Raw genomic sequence first — 18,861 nt, 5'->3', positions numbered from 1 at the left:
ACACTCAAGACAAGGACGTACCCCCATGGTACAGAACGCCTCCCGTTTGCTTCGCCGTCTCAATCCCTACTGTGCCCAGGCGCTGAGCGCGGCGGCGACGCTGTGCCAAAGTCGCGCCCATGGCTACATCAGTATCGAGCACTGGTTGCTCAAATTATTCGAACAGGGCGAGGGCGATCTGACGCTCATTGCCCGTCGCTACGAATGGGATCTGGACGCACTCTGGCGCGGACTGCTTGAACACCTGGACACACTGCCGCGCAGTGTGCACGGCAAGCCGCAGCTGTGTGGCAAGTTACAGCAACTGATCAGGAACGCCTGGCTGCGCGCATCGCTCGATGGCCAGGACAACCTGCGCTCGGCCCACTTGCTCGGCGCGTTGCTGGAGTCTCCCGAGCTGCTGGCTTGTGAAGCGGCCTGGCCGCTGTTCAGCCTGAGCGAAACCCAGTTGCAGCAGTTGTTCGCGCTGCTCGATCAACATTCCGAAGAGCGTCCCCAGATACAGCAAGAGGCTGCCATCGATCAGGCACAGGTGTCGGCTGATGTGCTGGCGACGCCTTCATCCACTACCGGCAGCCACGATGCCTTGCAGGCCGTGCTGGACCGGTTCACCCAAGACATAACCGCAAAGGCCCGGGAAGGGCGGATCGACCCGGTGTTCGGCCGTGACGATGAGATCCGCCAGGTCATCGACATTCTCAGTCGTCGACGCAAGAACAACCCACTGTTGGTTGGCGAGCCTGGGGTCGGCAAAACCGCATTGGTCGAAGGATTGGCGCTGCGCATCGCCGAGGGCAACGTTCCGGACAGTCTCAAGCCGGTCAGCGTGCGCACCCTCGACCTGGGGTTGCTGCAAGCGGGTGCCGGGGTCAAGGGCGAGTTCGAGCAGCGCCTGAAAAACGTCATCGATGCCGTACAGCAATCGGCAAATCCGGTGCTGTTGTTCATCGATGAAGCCCATACCCTGATCGGCGCCGGCAACCAGGCGGGCGGTGCCGACGCGGCGAACCTGCTCAAGCCCGCACTCGCCCGTGGCGAGCTGCGCACCATCGCCGCCACCACCTGGAGCGAATACAAGCAGTATTTCGAGCGCGATGCCGCCCTGGAGCGACGCTTCCAGAGGGTCAAGGTCGACGAGCCGGATGACCACAATGCCTGTCTCATGCTGCGTGGCCTGAAGGCGCGTTACGCCAGTCATCATGGCGTGCACATTCAGGATGCGGCGGTACAGGCCGCGGTCACGCTTTCGCGGCGTTACCTGACCGGTCGACAGCTGCCCGACAAAGCCGTCGACCTGCTCGACACCGCCAGTGCACGGGTGCGTATGAGCCTCGACTGCGAACCCCAGGCACTGGTCAGACTCAAGGCCGGGCAGGCGGCCCTGGAGCTTGAACGCCAAGCGCTGGCAGAGGACGCCCAACTCGGTGGCTGCAGCGTTGACGAGCGTCTTGCCTTGATCGATGCGCAACGGGTCGACCTGCAAGACCAGCACAGTGCGCTGGTGCGCCAATACAGCGACGAACTGGACCTGACCCGACAACTGCTTGATGCACGTCAGGCTGACCCCCTGCAGATCACTCTTTGTACTCGACTGCAACAGCAGCTTGTCGAAGTGCAGGGCGGACAACCGTTGCTCTCGCTGGACGTCAACCCCCGCAGCGTGGCCGAAGTGATCGCCGACTGGACCGGCGTGCCGCTGGGCAGTCTGCTCAAGGACGAACAGGCCAGTCTGCTGGCACTGGAGCAACAATTGAGTGACCGGGTCGTCGGCCAGGATCATGCCCTCGGTGCCTTGGCCCAACGCCTGCGCGCGGCCAAGACCGGCTTGACCGAAGAGCAGGCTCCGTTGGGCGTGTTCCTGCTGGTAGGCACGAGCGGCGTCGGCAAGACCGAAACCGCCCTGGCGCTGGCCGACTGTCTGTTCGGTGGTGAGCAGTCGCTGATTACCCTCAATCTCTCCGAGTACCAGGAAGCCCATACCGTCAGCCAACTCAAAGGCTCGCCGCCGGGCTACGTCGGTTACGGCCAGGGCGGCGTGCTCACCGAAGCGGTACGCCGGCGCCCCTACAGTGTCGTGTTGCTCGACGAAGTGGAGAAGGCACACTGCGACGTACTCAATCTGTTCTACCAGGTCTTCGATCGCGGTTTCATGCGCGATGGTGAAGGGCGCGAAATCGATTTTCGCAACACCGTCATCCTCATGACTTCGAACCTGGGCAGGGATCAACTGCAAACCTGCCTGCAGCAATACCCTGAAACCCCCGACAGCACCCTGCAGGAGCTGCTGCGGCCACTGTTGCGCGAGCACTTCCAGCCGGCCTTGCTCGCGCGCTTCCAGACCTTGATCTACCGCCCGCTGCAAGTCGACGCACTGCAGCGCATCGTCGCGCAAAAACTCGCCCGGGTCGCCAAGCGCCTGCAACGCCACTACGGCCTGACCTGCCAGATCGACAACGCACTCAACCAGGCCCTGGTTGCCGCCTGCCTGCTGCCTGATACCGGCGCGCGCAATATCGACAGCCTGCTCAATCAGCAGATTCTGCCGGTGCTCAGCCAGCAACTGCTGCAACGCCAGGCGACCCGTCAACCAACCCGGGGGGTGAGCCTGGGTTACAACGACGATGAAGGCATCACGCTGCAGTTCATCGACACACAGGAAACGATGCCAAGCATCGCCATGGAGGCCTGACCATGAGCACCCAATCGCGTATCTTCTTCGACCACCGCCGCCACAAATTCGCAATTCGCCGGTTCGACGCCGCGTTCGACGTCCTGGCCTTCGAAGGCGAAGAACACCTCAGCCAACCCTTCACCTACCGCATCGAATTCACCTGCACCGAGCAGGATCTCAGCGCCGAGCAAATGCTCAACAAGGACGCCCGTTTCAGCCTGTACCCCCCGCCGGCAAAGCCACCTTACCCCGGCCTGCCGGTGCCCGAGGTCAAGCCGTTGCGCAGCCTGTACGGCATGGTCAACAGCTTCCAGCGCCTGTCCAGCTCCCGCGACGAAGCCCGCTACGAAATCACCCTGCAACCGCGCCTGGCCCTGCTCGACCGTGGCCGCCAGTACCGCCTGTACCAGCAGCAGTCGGTGCCGGAAATCGTCGAGCACATCCTGCGCAGCCGCCACGATTTCCTCGGCCAGCATTTCCTGTTCCAGCTGGTGCGCGAATACCCCCGCCGCGAGCAGGTCATGCAGTACGGCGAAAGCGACCTGGCGTTCATCGAGCGGCTGCTGGCCGAGGTCGGCATCTGGTACCGCTTCAGCCACGACGACCGCCTGCAGATCGACGTCGTCGAGTTCCACGACGACCAGCGCCACTACCAGTTCGGCGTGCAGCTACCGTTGCGTGCGCCGTCCGGCTTTGCCAGCGGCGAAAACGGCGTGTGGGGCCTGCAGACCCGCCACCAGGTGGTGGAAAAGAACATCAACTTTCGCGCCTATCACCACCGCGACGCGCGGGCCTGGCTCGATGGCGAGGTCGACCAGACCCGTGGCACCACGACCACCACCTACGGCGAGGCCTACCACTACGCCGAACCCTACCGCGTGCTCGGCGATCGCCTGGATCAGGACGAAGACCTGCAAAGCGAAAGCGGTTTTTTCTACGCGCGCCTGCGCCACGAACGCTACCTCAACGGCCAGACCCACCTCAGCGGCGCCAGCAGCAGCGCCACCCTGGCGCCGGGCCAGGTGCTGAAAATCGCCGACGCACCCCAGGCCTTTGCCCCCGGCGCGGTGATCACCGGCCTGCACACCCGCGCCGCCCGCGACCGCAGCATCGAAGTGCATTTCGAGGCCATCCCCTACGCCGAAATGGTCTGCTTCCGCCCCCCGGTCCCGGCCAAACCGATCATCGCCGGCACCCTGCCGGCCCGCGTCACCAGCGGCAAAGCCAACGATCCCTACGCCGAAATCGACCTCGAAGGCCGCTACAAGGTCAACTTCCTGTTCGATCGCGACCCGTGGAAGCTCGGCCAGGAAAGCATGTGGCTACGCCAGGCGCGCCCCTACGCCGGCGACACCCATGGCCTGCACCTGCCGCTGATCTGCGGCACCGAAGTGGCCATCGCCTTCGAACAAGGCGACCCGGACCGCCCCTACATCGCCCACGCCCTGCACGACAGCGAACACCCGGACCACGTGACCCTGCGCAACTACAAACGCAACGTGCTGCGCACCCCGGCGAACAACAAGCTGCGCATGGAGGACCAGCGCGGGGAAGAGCACGTCAAGCTCAGTACTGAGCACAGTGGCAAGAGCCAGTTGAATCTGGGGCATCTGGTGGATGCCAAGAAGCAGAAGCGGGGGGAAGGGTTTGAGCTGAGGAGCGATGGCCATGGCGCCCTCCGCGCAGGCAAGGGCCTATTCATCAGTGCCGATGAACAACCGAAAGCCCAGGGTCAGGTGCTGGAAATGGCTGCCGCGCTGTGCCGCTTGCAACAGGCTGGCGAGCAACTGCAAGGCCTGTCCAGCGATGCCCAGGCAGCCCACGCTGACCCCGCCGATATGCAGGCGCAGTGGGCCCTTATGAATGAACGAATCGATGCACTCCAGGCCCAGGTGGTCCTGCTCAGCGCGCCCCAGGGCATCGCCTTGAGCAGCGGCCAGCACCTGCAACTGGCGGCGCAGGAGAACCTGATGCTCAACGCCGGAGGCCAGGCCGATCTCAGCGTGGTCAAGCGCTTGTTCATGGGTGTGGGCCAGGGATTGAGCCTGTTCGTGCGCAAGCTGGGGATGAAGTTGATTGCCAACCAGGGCCCGATCAGCGTGCAGGCGCAAAACGGCACGCTGGAACTGTTGGCGCGTCACGGGCTGTCGGTTACCAGTACCGAAGATGAAATCCATCTCACCGCGAAAAAGAAAATCTACCTCAACGGCGGGGGCAGCTATCTCAGCCTCGATGCGGGCGGCATCGAAAAGGGCACGACGGGCGATTACATGGTCAAGGCTGCGCATCACGAGTTCAACCTAGCCGCCAGCAAAACCCATCCTCTACCGGAACTGCCCGGCTCAGTGTGCAAGGACTGCCTGAAAAGAGCCCAGGCCGCAGCGCAGGGCTTTGTGCTCAGGGAGACGCGAGCATGACGATCACTCAGCTCGGTACCTGGATCGGTTTGCTGGAGGCCTCGTGCGCGAAAGCGTCCATCACCTGCCTGGACATCATCATCGACCAGGCCGGTAGCAATGCCCCGATGCTCCCAAGTGTGCTCAGTGTTCAGCCATCACTGACGTGGTATTCGTTGTTCACCGGGCTGCCCGAAGCGGGGGCCGAAGACCTGGCGCCGTTGCTGGTGCGCGTTGACCTGGCGCAGCCGCTGCAGCGGCAATGGCTCAAGGGATTGATGCATGACTTGCACGGTCGCTCGCAACTACTGGCGCTGGCTTCCCGCTGGCCTTTCCAGGCCTTGGCCGAGCACCTGGGTCGTTGTCTGGAAGCACGCAATGGCGGTTATCCAGGGTTGCTGCGCTACTACGATCCGCGTCTGTTCCCTTTGTTGTTCAGTCATGTGTTGCAAGCCGAACAGCAACAGCCGTGGCTGCGGCCCGCCGTGTTCTGGAGCTGGCTCGATCGCGATGGGGTTCCCCAGCACCTTCCAGGGGCTCCCGATACGCCAAAAAGCGTCGCCATGTTGAGTCCCATCGAGCTGAGCGACAGCCAGGTAGACACCCTCGGTTGTGCCAGTGATGCCACGTTGGCCATGAAGAACCTGCGCCATGCACTGCCTGGCGAGCGGAGCGCCGAACAGCACTTTCAAGCCTGCTACGGCGCCATGCTCGAAGCCACCCAGGCTGGATTGCTGATGATGCCCGAACGCGAAGCCTTCACCCTCGAAAGGTTGGCATCTGAGTGTCCCGACCCCGCAAAGACAGGAACCGAATGACATGCCCACTCGCGCTGTAAGCAAAGTAATCGTTGCCATGCTCTTCGGTCTTAATGCCGCGGTATTCGCGCAGAACATTCAGGCTGGCACCCTTGAAGCCATCAACCACACCCACTGGGCCATCAATCATTTCAGTGTCGATGGGCGTCCGGGGATCGACATTATCGGGCCTTTCCAGGGCGGCGGGGGCGGTTGTTGCTATATCGCGCCGGCACGTTGGCAAGCGGGGATGACTGTAAGTGTTGATTGGGAGACGGGCGCTGGAAGCTCTGCGGGTTACCCCGGCACTGGTGATTGGCTGAAGTATTTAGCCTGGATCGACAAAATCGATGCGCAAAAACGCCAACACAGCAAAGACGTTCCTGTCCCTGACTACACCGACCAAAAAGTCTGCGGCCTCACCGTGCACTTCCTGCCCTGCGATGAACTGCAAGCCACCACCTCCTGCTACGCCTACGGCAGCCCTGAATACCCGATCAAAACCCCACTGCAATTGCCGGAGCCCCAGTCATGTCCGAAGTGAAACACGCTTCTATGTGGTACCCGCCAGCGTTTCCGGTTGAGGGCCGTTTGCCTCGCAGCGCTGCGCAGGTCTATCAAAATAATCAGCGCCAGTGTCAGCTGGAGTCGCAGTATCACGATGCCCTGTGCGTGGCGGCCGGGCGCCGGCTTATGCCGCCGTGCTGCAAGACGTTGCACATCAGCCTGTTTTTCGACGGCACCGGCAATAACCTCAACAACGACCTCTACCTGTCGAATCCTCGGCACCCGACCAATATCGCCCGGATGTTCCGCGCCAGCATAGGCGACGGCCATGCCGGCGGCACCGCCCACAGCACCGAGGCCAAGGGTTTGACTGATGCGGCGGGTACCGGCAACGGCCAGTACTTCAAGTACTACATGCCCGGTGTGGGCACGCCGTTCACTGAAGTCGGCGACCTGGACTACAGCATTCTGGGGCTGGGGGGGGCCTGGTATGGCGAGGAACGGATCAACTGGGGCCTGTTGATGATCCTCGATGCCCTGCGCCGCACACTGGGGCTGCCGCGGCTGGACAACACGGCCCTGCTCAAAGCGGTTAAGGCCATGGGGACCTGGGCGGGTGTGGAGTCGATGGACGGTTATGCCACCCGCAGCCGCGAACTCAACAGGCAGCTTTGGGCCCTGGAGAAACCGCTGCGCATCGCCTTGACCCAACCGCAACCCGGCCAGGTCAAGCTCTTGGGAATCAAGTTGTACGTCTATGGTTTTTCCCGTGGCGCATCAGCGGCGCGGGCCTTTGTCAGCTGGTTGAACCAGCTGTTGACCCGATCCGAGCCGGTGCTGGCGTTGCGCCTGTCCGATTTGCGGCTGCCCATCAGCGTCGAGTACCTGGGGCTGCTGGACACCGTGGCCTCGGTCGGTCTGGCCGATATCGTACCAGGGGCCAACGGCCATATGAGTTGGGCCGATGGCAACCAGGAACTGCCCGCCAGCAGTCTGGTCAAGCGTTGCCTGCACATCGTTGCCAGTCACGAGCAACGGTTGAGTTTTCCGTTGGAATCCATTCGCCGGGAGAAGGGTGGTTACCCGGTAAATAGCCTGGAGGTGATTTATCCGGGCGTGCACTCGGATCAGGGAGGGGGATATCCGCCGGGTGAACAGGGTAAGGCTGTCAGTACGGACCCTCGGGTTGGAGACAGTCTATTGCTGTCGCAGATTGCCTTGAACGATCTGTATGCCGATGCCTTTGCCAATGGCGCACCTTTGAAAGTGCCAGAAGAAGTTCTGCCAGAGGCGGTTAACCGAGACCGCTGGCGGGCGATGGAGCCCGAACTGTTACGAGAGTTTATCGCGGCGCCAACATTGGTAAACCGTTTCAATGCCTGGCGCGAAGTCACTCTTGGTCTACCCACCGATCTTCAACCGCTGCCCGCTGAACAGGTTGACCATTACCAGCCAACTCCCGCCACCACTTACCTGGAACAGGTCCTGCGCAATCAGATGAGCTGGATCACCGCCTGGCGCATCGACCGTTATGCCTTCGCTAGCCTCAAGCACACCCCATTCTATCTTCAGGCGAGCGACCTTGAAGCTGACAAAGGGGTCAAAGCGCGCGCCGAAGAAAAGCGCGACCAGAATCAGGCAGAGGTCGTAAAACGGCGCAAGCAGCAGCGGGCTCGCGAGTTTCTCAGCCGCGAACCGAACATGCCGCTGGAGCCTGGTGTCAAGGATTTCGATGCCGACATGGCACAAACCCAGTTGCGCGAAGCCGCCGAGGAGTTTGCGGCGGATTACCGGAGACCCGTTCTTCCGGTCGATGTGGTGGTTCGCGTGGCACTGTTGGCGTTCGGTGCGCAGATTCATCCCTTCACCGAAGTAGTGCGGGCCGAACGCGCACGTATGAAGGCGGCGGGGCGGAGCAGGGTCAGCCAGCTTTTTCCGCCACCGTTGCGCGAAATCAATCACCAAAATGAAACCCGGCGCGGCAATGTCGACGAAAGCCGCAACGCCACGCACCCCGAAGGGCTGCTGCGGGCGCTGTTCGACGATCAGGTCCACGATTCCCGCGCCTGGTTTATGTACACATTGAGACGTGAGCCGTTCGGCAGTTACTTCGGCGAACGCATGGTGTTTTTCGGCGAGGCCGGCCGTCGCGACCTGGCGCTGTATGGCGAGAACGGTGAAGTGCTGGCGCGCACCAACCCGAATGCCGGGCCTGCCGGCGTCGCGCAACCTGTGGTGCTGGACGCCGAGCACCTGGCCCAGGCCATGCAAGACATCGATGCGCTATGGAAGGCATTTTATGCCCAGGCAGATGAGGTGAAGAATGCGTCGGCCTGAACCTGTTGTTCGGGGCGCAGCACAGGGCTGCGAAGCCGGGATCATGCGTAGCCCATGGCGCGAACGGGCCATCTTCGTCGGAGCTCTGGTCGGCATCCTGCTGGCACAACAGGCTCATGCCAGCACCCTTGAAGCCATCAACCACACGCACTGGGCGATCAACCATTTCAGTGTCGATGGCCGTTCGGGCATCGACATCATCGGGCCTTATCAAGGTGGCGGAGGCGGCTGTTGCTATATCGCACCACAGGGCTGGCAACCGGGGATGACGGTGCGTGTCGATTGGGAGACGGGAGTGGCTTACGCGGATAACTTTCCAGGTTATGCCGACTGGCCGAAATACTTGGCATGGGAAAAACAGATCGACGCACAAAAACGCCAACACAGAAAAGTCGTACCAGTCCCTGACTACACCGACCAAAAAGTCTGCGGCCTCACCGTGCATTTCCTGCCCTGCGAAGAACTGCAAGTTACCACCTCCTGCTACGCCTACGGCAGCCCCGAATACCCGATCAAGACCCCGTTGCATTTACCGGAGCCACAGTCATGTCCGAAGTGAAATACGCCGAAAGGCGAATGGGCTGCACTGCAGCCAGCCAGATGACAGAACCATGCACTAAACAAAGATCGCCGCTGCTACGTCAGTTGCAGTACGCCGACATTTTGGTGGCCTCATGAAAGTGGCTCCCGAGTACGCGCCATATCCGCAGGCGCGATCCCCCAATTACTCGCAGTGGCTGGTTAGTGGCGCAGTGCTGCTGAGCTTGGTGTTTGGTGGTGCCGGTCTGGTGGATTCGTACGACGTTGGACGGGGTGACTGGGTGAGTCTCTTCCGAAATTTACTGTACTTTCTCACCGTCTGGGGTGTGATGGTTGGTGTGGCAGTGCTGTGGCTGCTCGTATTGCTGTTGCGGGTGTTGTTCTACCGTTTCGGTTGCCTTAACGCGAAGTGGTATGCCGAGGCAGTTGCACAGATTCAGCACACCTGGTGGACCCACCATCGCCAGAAAGTCGGGTTGATCGAATCGGTGCTGTTGGGCGCCGCCTGCAGTTCCCCCGAACATCGACAAAGCCTGTTCAGTCCTGAGCATCAACCCCCAGTGCCAGAGGAGACGGCCGAGGGCCCGGCGATTCGACTGCTCCAGGTACTTGGACGCGATGTCGCCGAGCGCGAACGGCATCTGGCGACGTTGCTCGCCCTGCAGTGGAACGAGCAGCGTACGGAACCCGACGTGGTGCAGCCAGTGTGTTGTTACTGGCAAGGTTCATTGGACGCCTGGCAAGCCTTTGTCGAACAGATGACGCAGTGCTGTCCGCAAATCCAGTTGCCCGAACAACCCGAGCCTTGGCAAGGCATGCAGAGCCTTGACGCGATCATTGATCGGCTGCATGGGGCACCCTGGGATCTCCGCATTCTTTGTGCCGGTTGCCACTCTTCGCCGCCCGGTGCACAGAGCCACATGCCCGCGGGCGAGGCTGCCGTGTTGTGGTTGCTCGCTCCACGAGGTCGGGTGCGCTTGTCTCGCGGGGAGTGGTTCGCGGCTGATGCCGAGAGCCTGGCGTCGGTAGCCGAGCGAGCGTCGCAACAGAGCGAGCTGAAGTCTTCCGCCCCGGTATGCGTGTCGTTCTCTCAACCCGACGTGCCGCAGCTGTCCGACATGGATTGGAACACCCGCCAACACCTGCAAGACGCCAACTTTGGTGCGCTGCAGAACCTGGAGGCCATGGTCGTGCAGACCTTGGCTGCCTGGTATGCCGAGCAGCATGGCGTGCCTTGTGCCTGGTTGGCGAATGACCCTCAACACACCCTGGCCCTTGGCATTGTGGAATCCGATGATGCAGATAGCTGAAGCTCCAAAAATATCTTCCTGGCCGACGGCGCTGTTGCTGGCGCTGGTCGTGGCCGTAGTGGTCACGGTGGGTGGCGTGGTCTGGTGGTTTTTGACAGGGCGCGGCCCTGTCAGCCAAGCCATGTGGGTGGATCTGCTGCTCAAAGGTCTGACGTGCTGGGCACTGCTGTTCAGTCTGGCAGTCTCAATCTGGTTGGTCCTGAAGAAAGGAATTCACAAGCTGGTGATGGGCACTCAGCCTCTGCTGCCCTTGCCGAACACCGAGACTAGTCCGCCAGACGAGTGCGCAAAGGCACTCGCAGATTTGCGCAAGCACTATGGCCCCTTCTGGCGCCTCAAGGTGCGCCTGCTTTTGGTCGTCGGCGAACCCGAACAGATCGAAGCCATCGCCCCCGGCCTGACCACACGGTACTTCCTGCATGCACAGGACACCGTGCTGCTCTGCGGCGGCAGCGTGCAGGCGCCAACCCTGTTCAGCCAATGGCAGGGTTTGAGCCGCTGGCGTCCCTTCGATGGCGTGGTCTGGGCCTTGAACAAGGCGCAGACCACCGACGCCGCAGTGCTGGGCGAAAACGTAAGGCGCCTGTGCGATCTGGCGCGGGCGCTGCATTGGCAGTTGCCGCTGCACCTGTGGCAGGTCTGCGACACTGTGTGGGAGCAGCACACGCGTCAGACACAGCCGGTGGGTTGCGCGTTGCCCGCCGGCTTCACCGCGGTGGAGCTGGAAAGTCGTCTGCAGCAATTGCTCGAGCCCTTGCGCCAGGAGGGTCTGGAGCAGATGGGTGAGCAGATGCAGCATGACTTTTTGCTGCGCCTGTCCCGCGATCTGCAGGTCGAGGGCATTCCCCGCTGGCGTCAGGCGCTGGCACCGTTGCTCGACGAGTTGGCCGGGAGCGTGCCGTTGCGCGGGTTGTGGTTCAGCCTGCCGTTACCGGAGGTGTCGCCGGATCCCAATAACCGCAGTCACTTCTGGTCGATAGCGCCAGTGTGGGAGGGCGTACTCGGCGATAAAAAGTCGCACGCCCGTCGCCTCGGCTGGCCCGCGACCCGCATCGCACAGGCCTTGATGCTCGCCCTGGCACTGGTCTGGGGCGCCGGCATGTTGCTGTCTTTCGTCAGCAACCGCGTGCTTATCGCCCAGGTGCAGTCGTCGCTGGCGACCTTGCAACAATCGTCCAACAGTGACGAACAATTCCTCGCCCTGAATGACCTGACCCGCGAGCTGGGACGCCTGGATTACCGCGCCGCCCACGGCACGCCCTGGTACCAGCGCTTCGGCCTGAACCAGAACGAGCCGCTGCTGGCACTGCTATGGCCGCGCTACCTCGAGGCCAACCAGCGATTGCTGCGCGACCCTGCCGTGGCCAGCCTGCAACAGCAGCTTACTGCCCTGATCAAGTTACCCGCCGACAGCCCCGAACGCCTCAAGCGCGCACCCCAGGCCTACGAACAACTCAAGGCCTACCTGATGCTGGCGCGCCCGGAAAAAGCCGATGCAAGCTTTCTGGTCAAGACCCTGGGCACGCTCGAACCGAGCGCCGGCGGTGTCTCGCCGGGGCTGTGGCACGGTCTGTCGCCGATGCTCTGGCAGTTCTATGGCGAGCAACTGGTGGCGCACCCGGAGTGGCGCATCGCGGCCGACCCGAAGCTGGTGGCTCAGGTCCGCCAGCTGCTGCTCGGCCAGTTGGGCCAGCGCAATGCCGAAGCCAGCCTGTACCGCCAGGTGCTCGATGCCTCGGCCAATCATTACCCGGCGTTGAACCTGGCACAGATGGTCGGCGACACCGAAGCGCGGGCGCTGTTCGTCAGCACGGCCAGCGTGCCGGGGGTGTTTACCCGCCAGGCCTGGGAGGGCCAGGTGCGGCCGGCGATCGATGCCATCGCCGAGGCGCGGCGCGAGGAAATCGACTGGGTGCTCAGCGATCGGCCGGGCGACATCGACGCCGAGCTGACCCCGGAAATGCTGCGCGAACGCTTGACCCGGCGCTACTTCCAGGACTACGCCAGCGCCTGGCTGAAATTCCTCAACCACCTGCGCTGGCAGCCGGCCAACAGCCTGGGCGAGGTGATCGACCAGTTGACCCTGATGAGCGACGTGCGCCAGTCGCCGCTGATCGCCCTGATGAACACCCTGGCCTACCAGGGGCAAGCCGGCACACGCACCCAGGCGTTAGCCGACTCGCTGATCAGCTCGGCGCAAAAGCTGATCGCCCAAGCCCCTGTGCCGTTAATTGAACAACTGGGACCCAAAAGCCCCCTGGACGCCACCTTCGGCCCGCTGCTGGCCCTGCTCGGCAAAACCCCCGAAGGCCAGGACGATCGCGAGCGCCTGAGCCTGCAGGCGTTCCTCAACCAGGTCACGCGCACCCGCCTGACCCTGCAGCAGGTGAACCACGCCGCCGACCCGCAGGACATGACCCAGACCCTGGCGCAGACGGTGTTCCAGGGCAAGAGCATCGACCTCACCGACACCCGCGCCTACGGCAGCCAACTCGCCGCCAGCCTCGGCGCGGAGTGGGGCGGCATCGGCCAGACCCTGTTCGTGCAGCCGCTGGAGCAAGCCTGGCAGCGCGTCCTGCAACCCTCGGCCAGTAGCCTCAACCGCCAGTGGCAACGGGCGATCGTCAACGAATGGCAGCAAGCGTTCACCGGTCGTTTTCCCTTCGCTGCGACTGCCAGCGACGCCTCGCTGCCGATGCTCGGGCAGATGATCCGCGCCGACTCCGGGCGCCTCGAGCAATTCCTGCAACGCGAATTGGGCGGCTTGCTGCGCAAGGAAGGCAGCCGCTGGGTGGCCGACACGCAACACAGTCAGGGCCTGCGCTTCAACCCGCAGTTTATCACTGCGATCAACCAGCTCAGTCACCTGGCCGACGTGCTGTTCACCGACGGCGGCATGGGCCTGAGCTTCGAACTGCAAGGCAAACCGGTGCGCGACGTGGTGCAAACCACCTTCACCCTCAATGGTGAAAAACACGAGTACTTCAACCAGAAGGAAAGCTGGCAGCGCTTCAACTGGCCCGGTCGCAGCCAATACCCCGGCGCGAGCCTGACCTGGACCAGCGTGCGGGCCAACGAACGGCTGTTCGGCGACTACCCGGGCACCTGGGGCCTGATCCGCCTGCTGGAACAAGCCCAGGTCACGCCGCTGGACGATGGCGACAGCCGTTTTCGCCTGGTGCTCAAGGCGCCCGATGGCATCGGCCTGACCTGGTACCTGCGCACCGAGTTGGGGGCGGGGCCGATGGCGTTGCTCAAGCTGCGGGGTTTCAAGTTGCCGACGCAGATTTTTTTGGGCAAGGACGAAAAAGCCGTGCCCTATGCACTGAACGGGAGGTTTGAATGAGCCTGGACCGATTGATCGAACGTTGCCTGGGGGAGCGCGATGCCTTGGGCCTTGCCCGGGCGCAGGCTGGGCACTGGCAATCCTGGTTGCAGCCGATCAGCGCGGACTTGCCAGCAGGGGAAGACCCGGCCTGCGACGATGACTTCCAGCGCATGCGTGAGGAGGTCAACAAACTGTCCGGGGCCGATATCGAACAGGTCATTCAACTGGCGCAGTCGCTGCTTGCCGGATCGTGCAAGGATCTGCGGGTGGTCACTTATTACATCTGGGCACGCTTGCACCGGGATGGCGAAGCGGGGTTGGCCGACGGTCTGAACCTGTTGGCCGCTTTGCTGGAACGTTATGCCGTCCAGGTGCTGCCCGCGCGTCCCCACAGCCGCAAGATGGCGCTGGAGTGGCTGGCGAGCAGCAAGGTGCTCGACACCCTGTCGCGGTATCCGGAGGTGGTCAAGGACGAGGCTGAGCGCACGGTGGCGGCGCTGGCCTGGCTGGAGCGCGGGCTGGCTGCCTGGCCCCAGGACCAGCGTCCCGCCCTCGGCGCGCTATATGCCGCGTTGTCTGCGCGGCTGGCGCAATCCGGCGGGGTCGACGCGCTGGTACCGCAGAACAGCGCCCGCCACGAGGCGAACACGCGTACGGCCGCCCCCGACGCGACAACCATCAAATCCGGGCGCGACCTGCTGGACAGCGGTCGAGCGCTGGCCGGCTATCTGCGCGAGCAGCCCCAAGGGTGGCTGGCGGCCCATCGCCTGATGAAAAGCCTGCGCTGGGACACCGTGCATGAAGCACCGCTCCAGGACGCCAGCGGCAAGACGCGCCTGACGCCACCCCGCGGCGAATACCGGGCACAACTCAAGCGCCTGCACCTGCAACAGAGCTTCAGTGAACTGTTGGATCTGGTGGAGCGGATCTACGCCGAGGGCGTCAACCATTTCTGGCTGGATTTGCAGTGGTACCTCTACCAGGCGCTGAGCAAGCAGCCTGCGCCACAGGACAGTTGGGCCGACATTGCCAAGCGCGACCTGGGCATGTTCCTCGAGCGATTGCCGGGGCTGGAGGCATTGTGTTGGAACGATGGATCGCCCTTGGCGGACGAGACCACCCGCGAGTGGATCAGCCAGCACGTCTGTGGCAATCGCCCTCAGCAATGGCTGCCGGCGGCGCCCGTTGCCGCGACGGCCGCGGACCCCGAGATCCTGTCACTGGAAGGCGAGGCCCTGGCCCAGGCCGACAGCGACGGCGTCGAGCACTCACTGGCCTGGCTGGCCGCGCGCCCGGGCATCCATAACGGTCGCCAACGCTGGTTGTTGCGCCTGCTGATGGCCCGGGTGGCCGAGCAATACGGCAGGAGCGAACTGGCCATTCACTTACTGGGCGAACTGGATGCCAGCGGACAACGTCATGGGTTGGCCGAATGGGAATCCGAGCTGAGTTTCGAGGTCAAGGCGCGCCTGCTCAAGCTGTTGCGCTTGAAGGCTCAACGCAATGACGCGGACAAACCCGGCCTGACCCGGCGGATGGAGGCGCTGCTGGCAGCGCTGGTGGCTGTCGACCCGGTACGTGCCGCAGTGCTCTGTGGCTAAATCTCATTTATCAGGATTCTTTCTTTGAGCATCGACAATCTGACACTGCAGTATTTCGACGCCGAAATGCGCTACCTGCGTGAGGCTGGCAAGGAGTTCGCAGAGGCCTTTCCGGACCGGGCGGCCCAGCTGAACCTGGACAAGTCGGGCGCGCGTGACCCGTATGTGGAGCGCCTGTTTGAAGGGTTTGCCTTCCTGATGGGGCGGTTGCGCGAAAAGCTCGACGATGACCTGCCGGAGCTGACCGAAGGCCTGGTCAGCTTGCTCTGGCCACATTATCTGCGCACCATCCCGTCGCTCTCGATTGTCGAACTGACGCCCGAGCTCACGCAGATGAAGCGCAGCGAGCGGATCGCCAGCGGCTTCGAAGTTCTGTCGCAACCCATCGGGCCGCTGCGTACCCGTTGCCGCTACACCACTACCCAAGACCTGACATTACAGCCGCTGGCGCTGGAAACGGTGCAGGTGGCTTATGAACCGGACGGTCGCTCGCTGTTGCGACTGCGCTTCGCCTGCGGGGCAATGGTCGACTGCAGCGAGATCGACCTGAGCCGCCTGCCGTTGTACCTCAATGCCGATGCCGCGCTGGCCAGTGCGCTGCATCAGGCGCTGACCCTGAACGCTCAAGCCTTATATGTACGCCTGCCTGACCAAGCGGGCCGCTCTCTGCTCGAGGGTTATTTTTCGCCAAAGGGGTTCGGCGACGAGGACCGCCTGTGGCCCAAGGGCGACAGTGCCTTCAGCGGCTATCAGTTGCTGCTGGAGTATTTCACCTTTCGCGAGAAATTCATGTTCGTGACCCTCTGCGGGCTCGAGCACCTGGAGCTGGCACCGAATACCCCCTGGTTCGAACTCGAGGTGGTGCTGCGCGAGCCGTTGCCCCAAGCGTTCACGCCGAGCGCCGAGCACATTCGCCTGCATTGCGTGCCGGTGATCAATCTGTTCACGCTGGAGTCCGACCCAATGACCCTGGCGCCCTTGCAAACCGACTACCTGCTTCGCCCCATGCGCTTGCAGGACGGTCATACGGAGATTTACTCGGTGGATCGGGTCACTGCGTCAAAGAGTGCCGTGCGCCACGAATACGTGCCGTTCAGCAGCTTTCGTCACAAGGGCGGCATGTTGCGTGACGAAGCGCCGGAGCGTTATTTCCATACACGACTCAAGCGTGGCCCCAATGGCCTGCATGACACCTGGCTGATCCTGGGCGGCGAAGGTTTCGATCAGGATCGGCTGGACACCAACGAAAGCCTGTCGCTGCGCTTGACCGGCACCCACGGCCAGCTGCCGCGCAAGGCACTGCAAGGCACCTTGCTCGATACGCCGGTGCAATCGATCGAGGTCGACTTGCGAGTGCGCAACCTGTGTGCGCCGACCTTGCCGTGCTACCCGCCCAACCGCGACCGCTTCCACTGGCGGGTGCTGAGCCATCTCGGGTCGAACTTCCTGCCGATGCTCGACAACGCCGAAGTGCTGCGCGGCACGCTGGCGTTGTACGACTGGACGGGCAGTGAGCTGAACCGACGTCGCCTGGCGGCGATTGTCGAGGTCGGCCACCACCTGGTGCAGCGCTTCGAAAGAGGCTTTCTGCTGCGCGGGGTGGACATCGAAGTCACCCTGGACGCCAACGGCTTTAGTGGTGAGGGCGACATCAGCCTGTTCGGCGAAATGCTCAATCGCTTCTTCGCCCTGTACGCCGACATCCACCTCTACAACCAGCTCACGCTGATCCTGCAACCTACTGGAAAGTGCCTGCGATGGAACGAGAACCACAGTCAGCGTATTCCCGGCTGAAAGCCAGCGGTTTACTCGATGCACTGCAGGGGCAGGTGGCCGAGGCCCATCTGTATCGCTTCTGCCAGTTGCTCGAACAGGCGCTGCCCGATCAACCGCCACTGGGCAGCACCACGTCGCCTGCGGATGACCCGGTACGCTTTCGGCCAGACCCCGGCATGGGCTTTCCCGCCGGTGAATTGAAGGCGATTGAAACCGACGATGAACACCCTTGGCGTCCGGCCACGGTGCGCACGCGCCTGTTGGGTCTGTATGGCGTGGACTCGCCGTTGCCGACGGCTTTTCTGGACGATATCGCCCAGCGACGCGAGGGGCACGAGGCACTTGAAGCCTTCCTCGATATTTTCAACCACCGGATCTTTACCCAGTTCTACCGGATATGGCGCAAGTACTCCTATCCGGCCACCTTCGAAACCGGTGGTACGGATGCGACCTCGCAATGCCTGTTGGGCCTGATCGGCCTGGGCATTCCCGGAACGGCCAGGCAGGTCGCCACGCCGATATCGCGCTTCCTCGCCTTGCTCAGCGTGATGCGCCTGCCCACCCGCAACGCCGAAGGCATCGCTGCGCTGGTGAAGCTGCTGGCTCCCGAAACCCGAACACAAGTGACTCCACACTGGCCGCAGAAAGTGCTGCTGGCGCAGCCGGCGAGCTTGTCCGTCGAGCATCCGGTGCGGCTGTCCCAGGGCACTCCCCTGGGCTGTGTCGGCTACGACGCCAACAGTCAGCTGCATCTGGCGCTGCTCACCGAAGACCGGGACGAGGCCCGAGGCTGGCTCCCGGGTGGCCAGTTGTACAACGATTTGTTGGTACTGCTGCGCGTGTACCTGGGCTGGCGTTGCACGGCAACGCTGCAGCTGTCGTTGCCCCTGCACAGCCTGCCGCAACCGCTGTTGGGACGAGCGCAGGTGTTGCTGGGCATGACCGCGGTGCTGGGCCTGGGCAGTGATGCCTGGCAGGCCTGCGAAAGCACCACTATCACGATCAATCTGGGCCGCTATCAAGGCCTGCAGAACAACCGCCGGGACAGGGAGATACAGCATGTCGCGTACCGTTTCTAAATCATTGGGGGTCGCCGCGTTCGGTGTATTGCTCGCCGCTTGCGGGGTAACCCAGAGCGTGACAGACGCAACGACCTCGACCACAGAGGCGATCTTCTACAAGCAGGTGAAAACCCTGCGCCTGGACCTCAGCGGGCGCGCGGCGCTGAACACCGCCGGGATCGACATGAATGCGTTATCCCTGCCGACCCTGGTGCGGGTTTATCAACTGCGTGAGCGCAAGGCGCTGGAAAGGGCGAATTACGACAGCTTGCTCAACCACGACGAGCAGGTGCTGAGTGCCGACCTGCTGGACAAGCGAACCCTGGTGGTCAAGCCCGACGAGGGCGCGCAACTGAACATCCCCCTGGACAAGCAGGCACGCTACGTCGCCGTGGTCGCATTATTCCGTGAGTTCGATAGCCGAGCCGATACCTGGCGCCTGACACTGACCCGCGATGACCTCGACCCGGACCGGGTGCGGGTAATCGAACTGGGGGACAACCGCCTGACCCTGCGCCCCATGGCCAAGGAGTGACG

At 62.9% G+C, this 18,861-nt stretch carries 12 protein-coding genes; all 12 read left to right on the top strand.

The features are described 5' to 3' along the window. Positions 1 to 25 precede the first annotated feature (25 nt). Positions 26 to 2,689, top strand: coding sequence for a type VI secretion system ATPase TssH (gene tssH / locus ACA054_RS18550; protein ID WP_497685552.1), 2,664 nt, complete (start codon positions 26 to 28; stop codon positions 2,687 to 2,689). 2 nt (positions 2,690 to 2,691) lie between these two features. After that, positions 2,692 to 5,088 (top strand): type VI secretion system Vgr family protein, encoded by a 2,397-nt coding sequence (locus ACA054_RS18545; RefSeq protein ID WP_497685551.1) that lies wholly within the window; start codon positions 2,692 to 2,694, stop codon positions 5,086 to 5,088. After that, on the top strand, positions 5,085 to 5,885 hold the full coding sequence (tla1, locus tag ACA054_RS18540) for a toxin Tle1 chaperone Tla1 (RefSeq protein WP_497685550.1): 801 nt from the start codon (positions 5,085 to 5,087) through the stop codon (positions 5,883 to 5,885). Before ACA054_RS18545 ends, tla1 begins: the two co-directional genes overlap by 4 nt. Positions 5,886 to 5,922: 37 nt before the next feature. Beyond that, a complete protein-coding gene (gene tli1a / locus ACA054_RS18535; RefSeq protein ID WP_497690334.1) occupies positions 5,923 to 6,408 on the top strand; it encodes a Tli1a family immunity protein in 486 nt (161 codons plus the stop codon). Then, on the top strand, positions 6,396 to 8,708 hold the full coding sequence (locus ACA054_RS18530; protein WP_497685549.1) for a T6SS phospholipase effector Tle1-like catalytic domain-containing protein: 2,313 nt from the start codon (positions 6,396 to 6,398) through the stop codon (positions 8,706 to 8,708). Before tli1a (ACA054_RS18535) ends, ACA054_RS18530 begins: the two co-directional genes overlap by 13 nt. A gap of 43 nt (positions 8,709 to 8,751) precedes the next feature. Then, on the top strand, positions 8,752 to 9,267 hold the full coding sequence (tli1a, locus tag ACA054_RS18525) for a Tli1a family immunity protein (protein WP_497690333.1): 516 nt from the start codon (positions 8,752 to 8,754) through the stop codon (positions 9,265 to 9,267). 115 nt (positions 9,268 to 9,382) lie between these two features. Then, positions 9,383 to 10,558 (top strand): KPHS_23130 family T6SS system protein, encoded by a 1,176-nt coding sequence (locus ACA054_RS18520; RefSeq protein ID WP_497685548.1) that lies wholly within the window; start codon positions 9,383 to 9,385, stop codon positions 10,556 to 10,558. Further along, on the top strand, positions 10,542 to 13,904 hold the full coding sequence (locus ACA054_RS18515) for an ImcF-related family protein (protein ID WP_497685547.1): 3,363 nt from the start codon (positions 10,542 to 10,544) through the stop codon (positions 13,902 to 13,904). Before ACA054_RS18520 ends, ACA054_RS18515 begins: the two co-directional genes overlap by 17 nt. Next, the gene (tssA, locus tag ACA054_RS18510) at positions 13,901 to 15,487 is read left to right on the top strand and encodes a type VI secretion system protein TssA (protein WP_497685546.1); all 1,587 of its coding nucleotides are present in this window, start codon (positions 13,901 to 13,903) and stop codon (positions 15,485 to 15,487) included. The genes ACA054_RS18515 and tssA overlap by 4 nt, the downstream gene beginning before the upstream one ends. A gap of 24 nt (positions 15,488 to 15,511) precedes the next feature. After that, complete coding sequence (gene tssF, locus ACA054_RS18505; RefSeq protein WP_497685545.1) at positions 15,512 to 17,281, top strand: type VI secretion system baseplate subunit TssF; 1,770 nt, start codon at positions 15,512 to 15,514, stop codon at positions 17,279 to 17,281. Then, positions 17,245 to 18,342, top strand: a complete 1,098-nt coding sequence (gene tssG, locus ACA054_RS18500) for a type VI secretion system baseplate subunit TssG (protein WP_497685544.1) — start codon at positions 17,245 to 17,247, stop codon at positions 18,340 to 18,342. Before tssF ends, tssG begins: the two co-directional genes overlap by 37 nt. Continuing rightward, positions 18,323 to 18,859 (top strand): type VI secretion system lipoprotein TssJ, encoded by a 537-nt coding sequence (gene tssJ, locus ACA054_RS18495; RefSeq protein WP_497685543.1) that lies wholly within the window; start codon positions 18,323 to 18,325, stop codon positions 18,857 to 18,859. Before tssG ends, tssJ begins: the two co-directional genes overlap by 20 nt. Positions 18,860 to 18,861: the final 2 nt, after the last annotated feature.

The organism is Pseudomonas sp. LBUM1653 (assembly GCF_059716115.1).
Note: the sequence above shows the minus strand (reverse complement) of the source record. Positions and strands in the feature narration are given on the sequence as shown.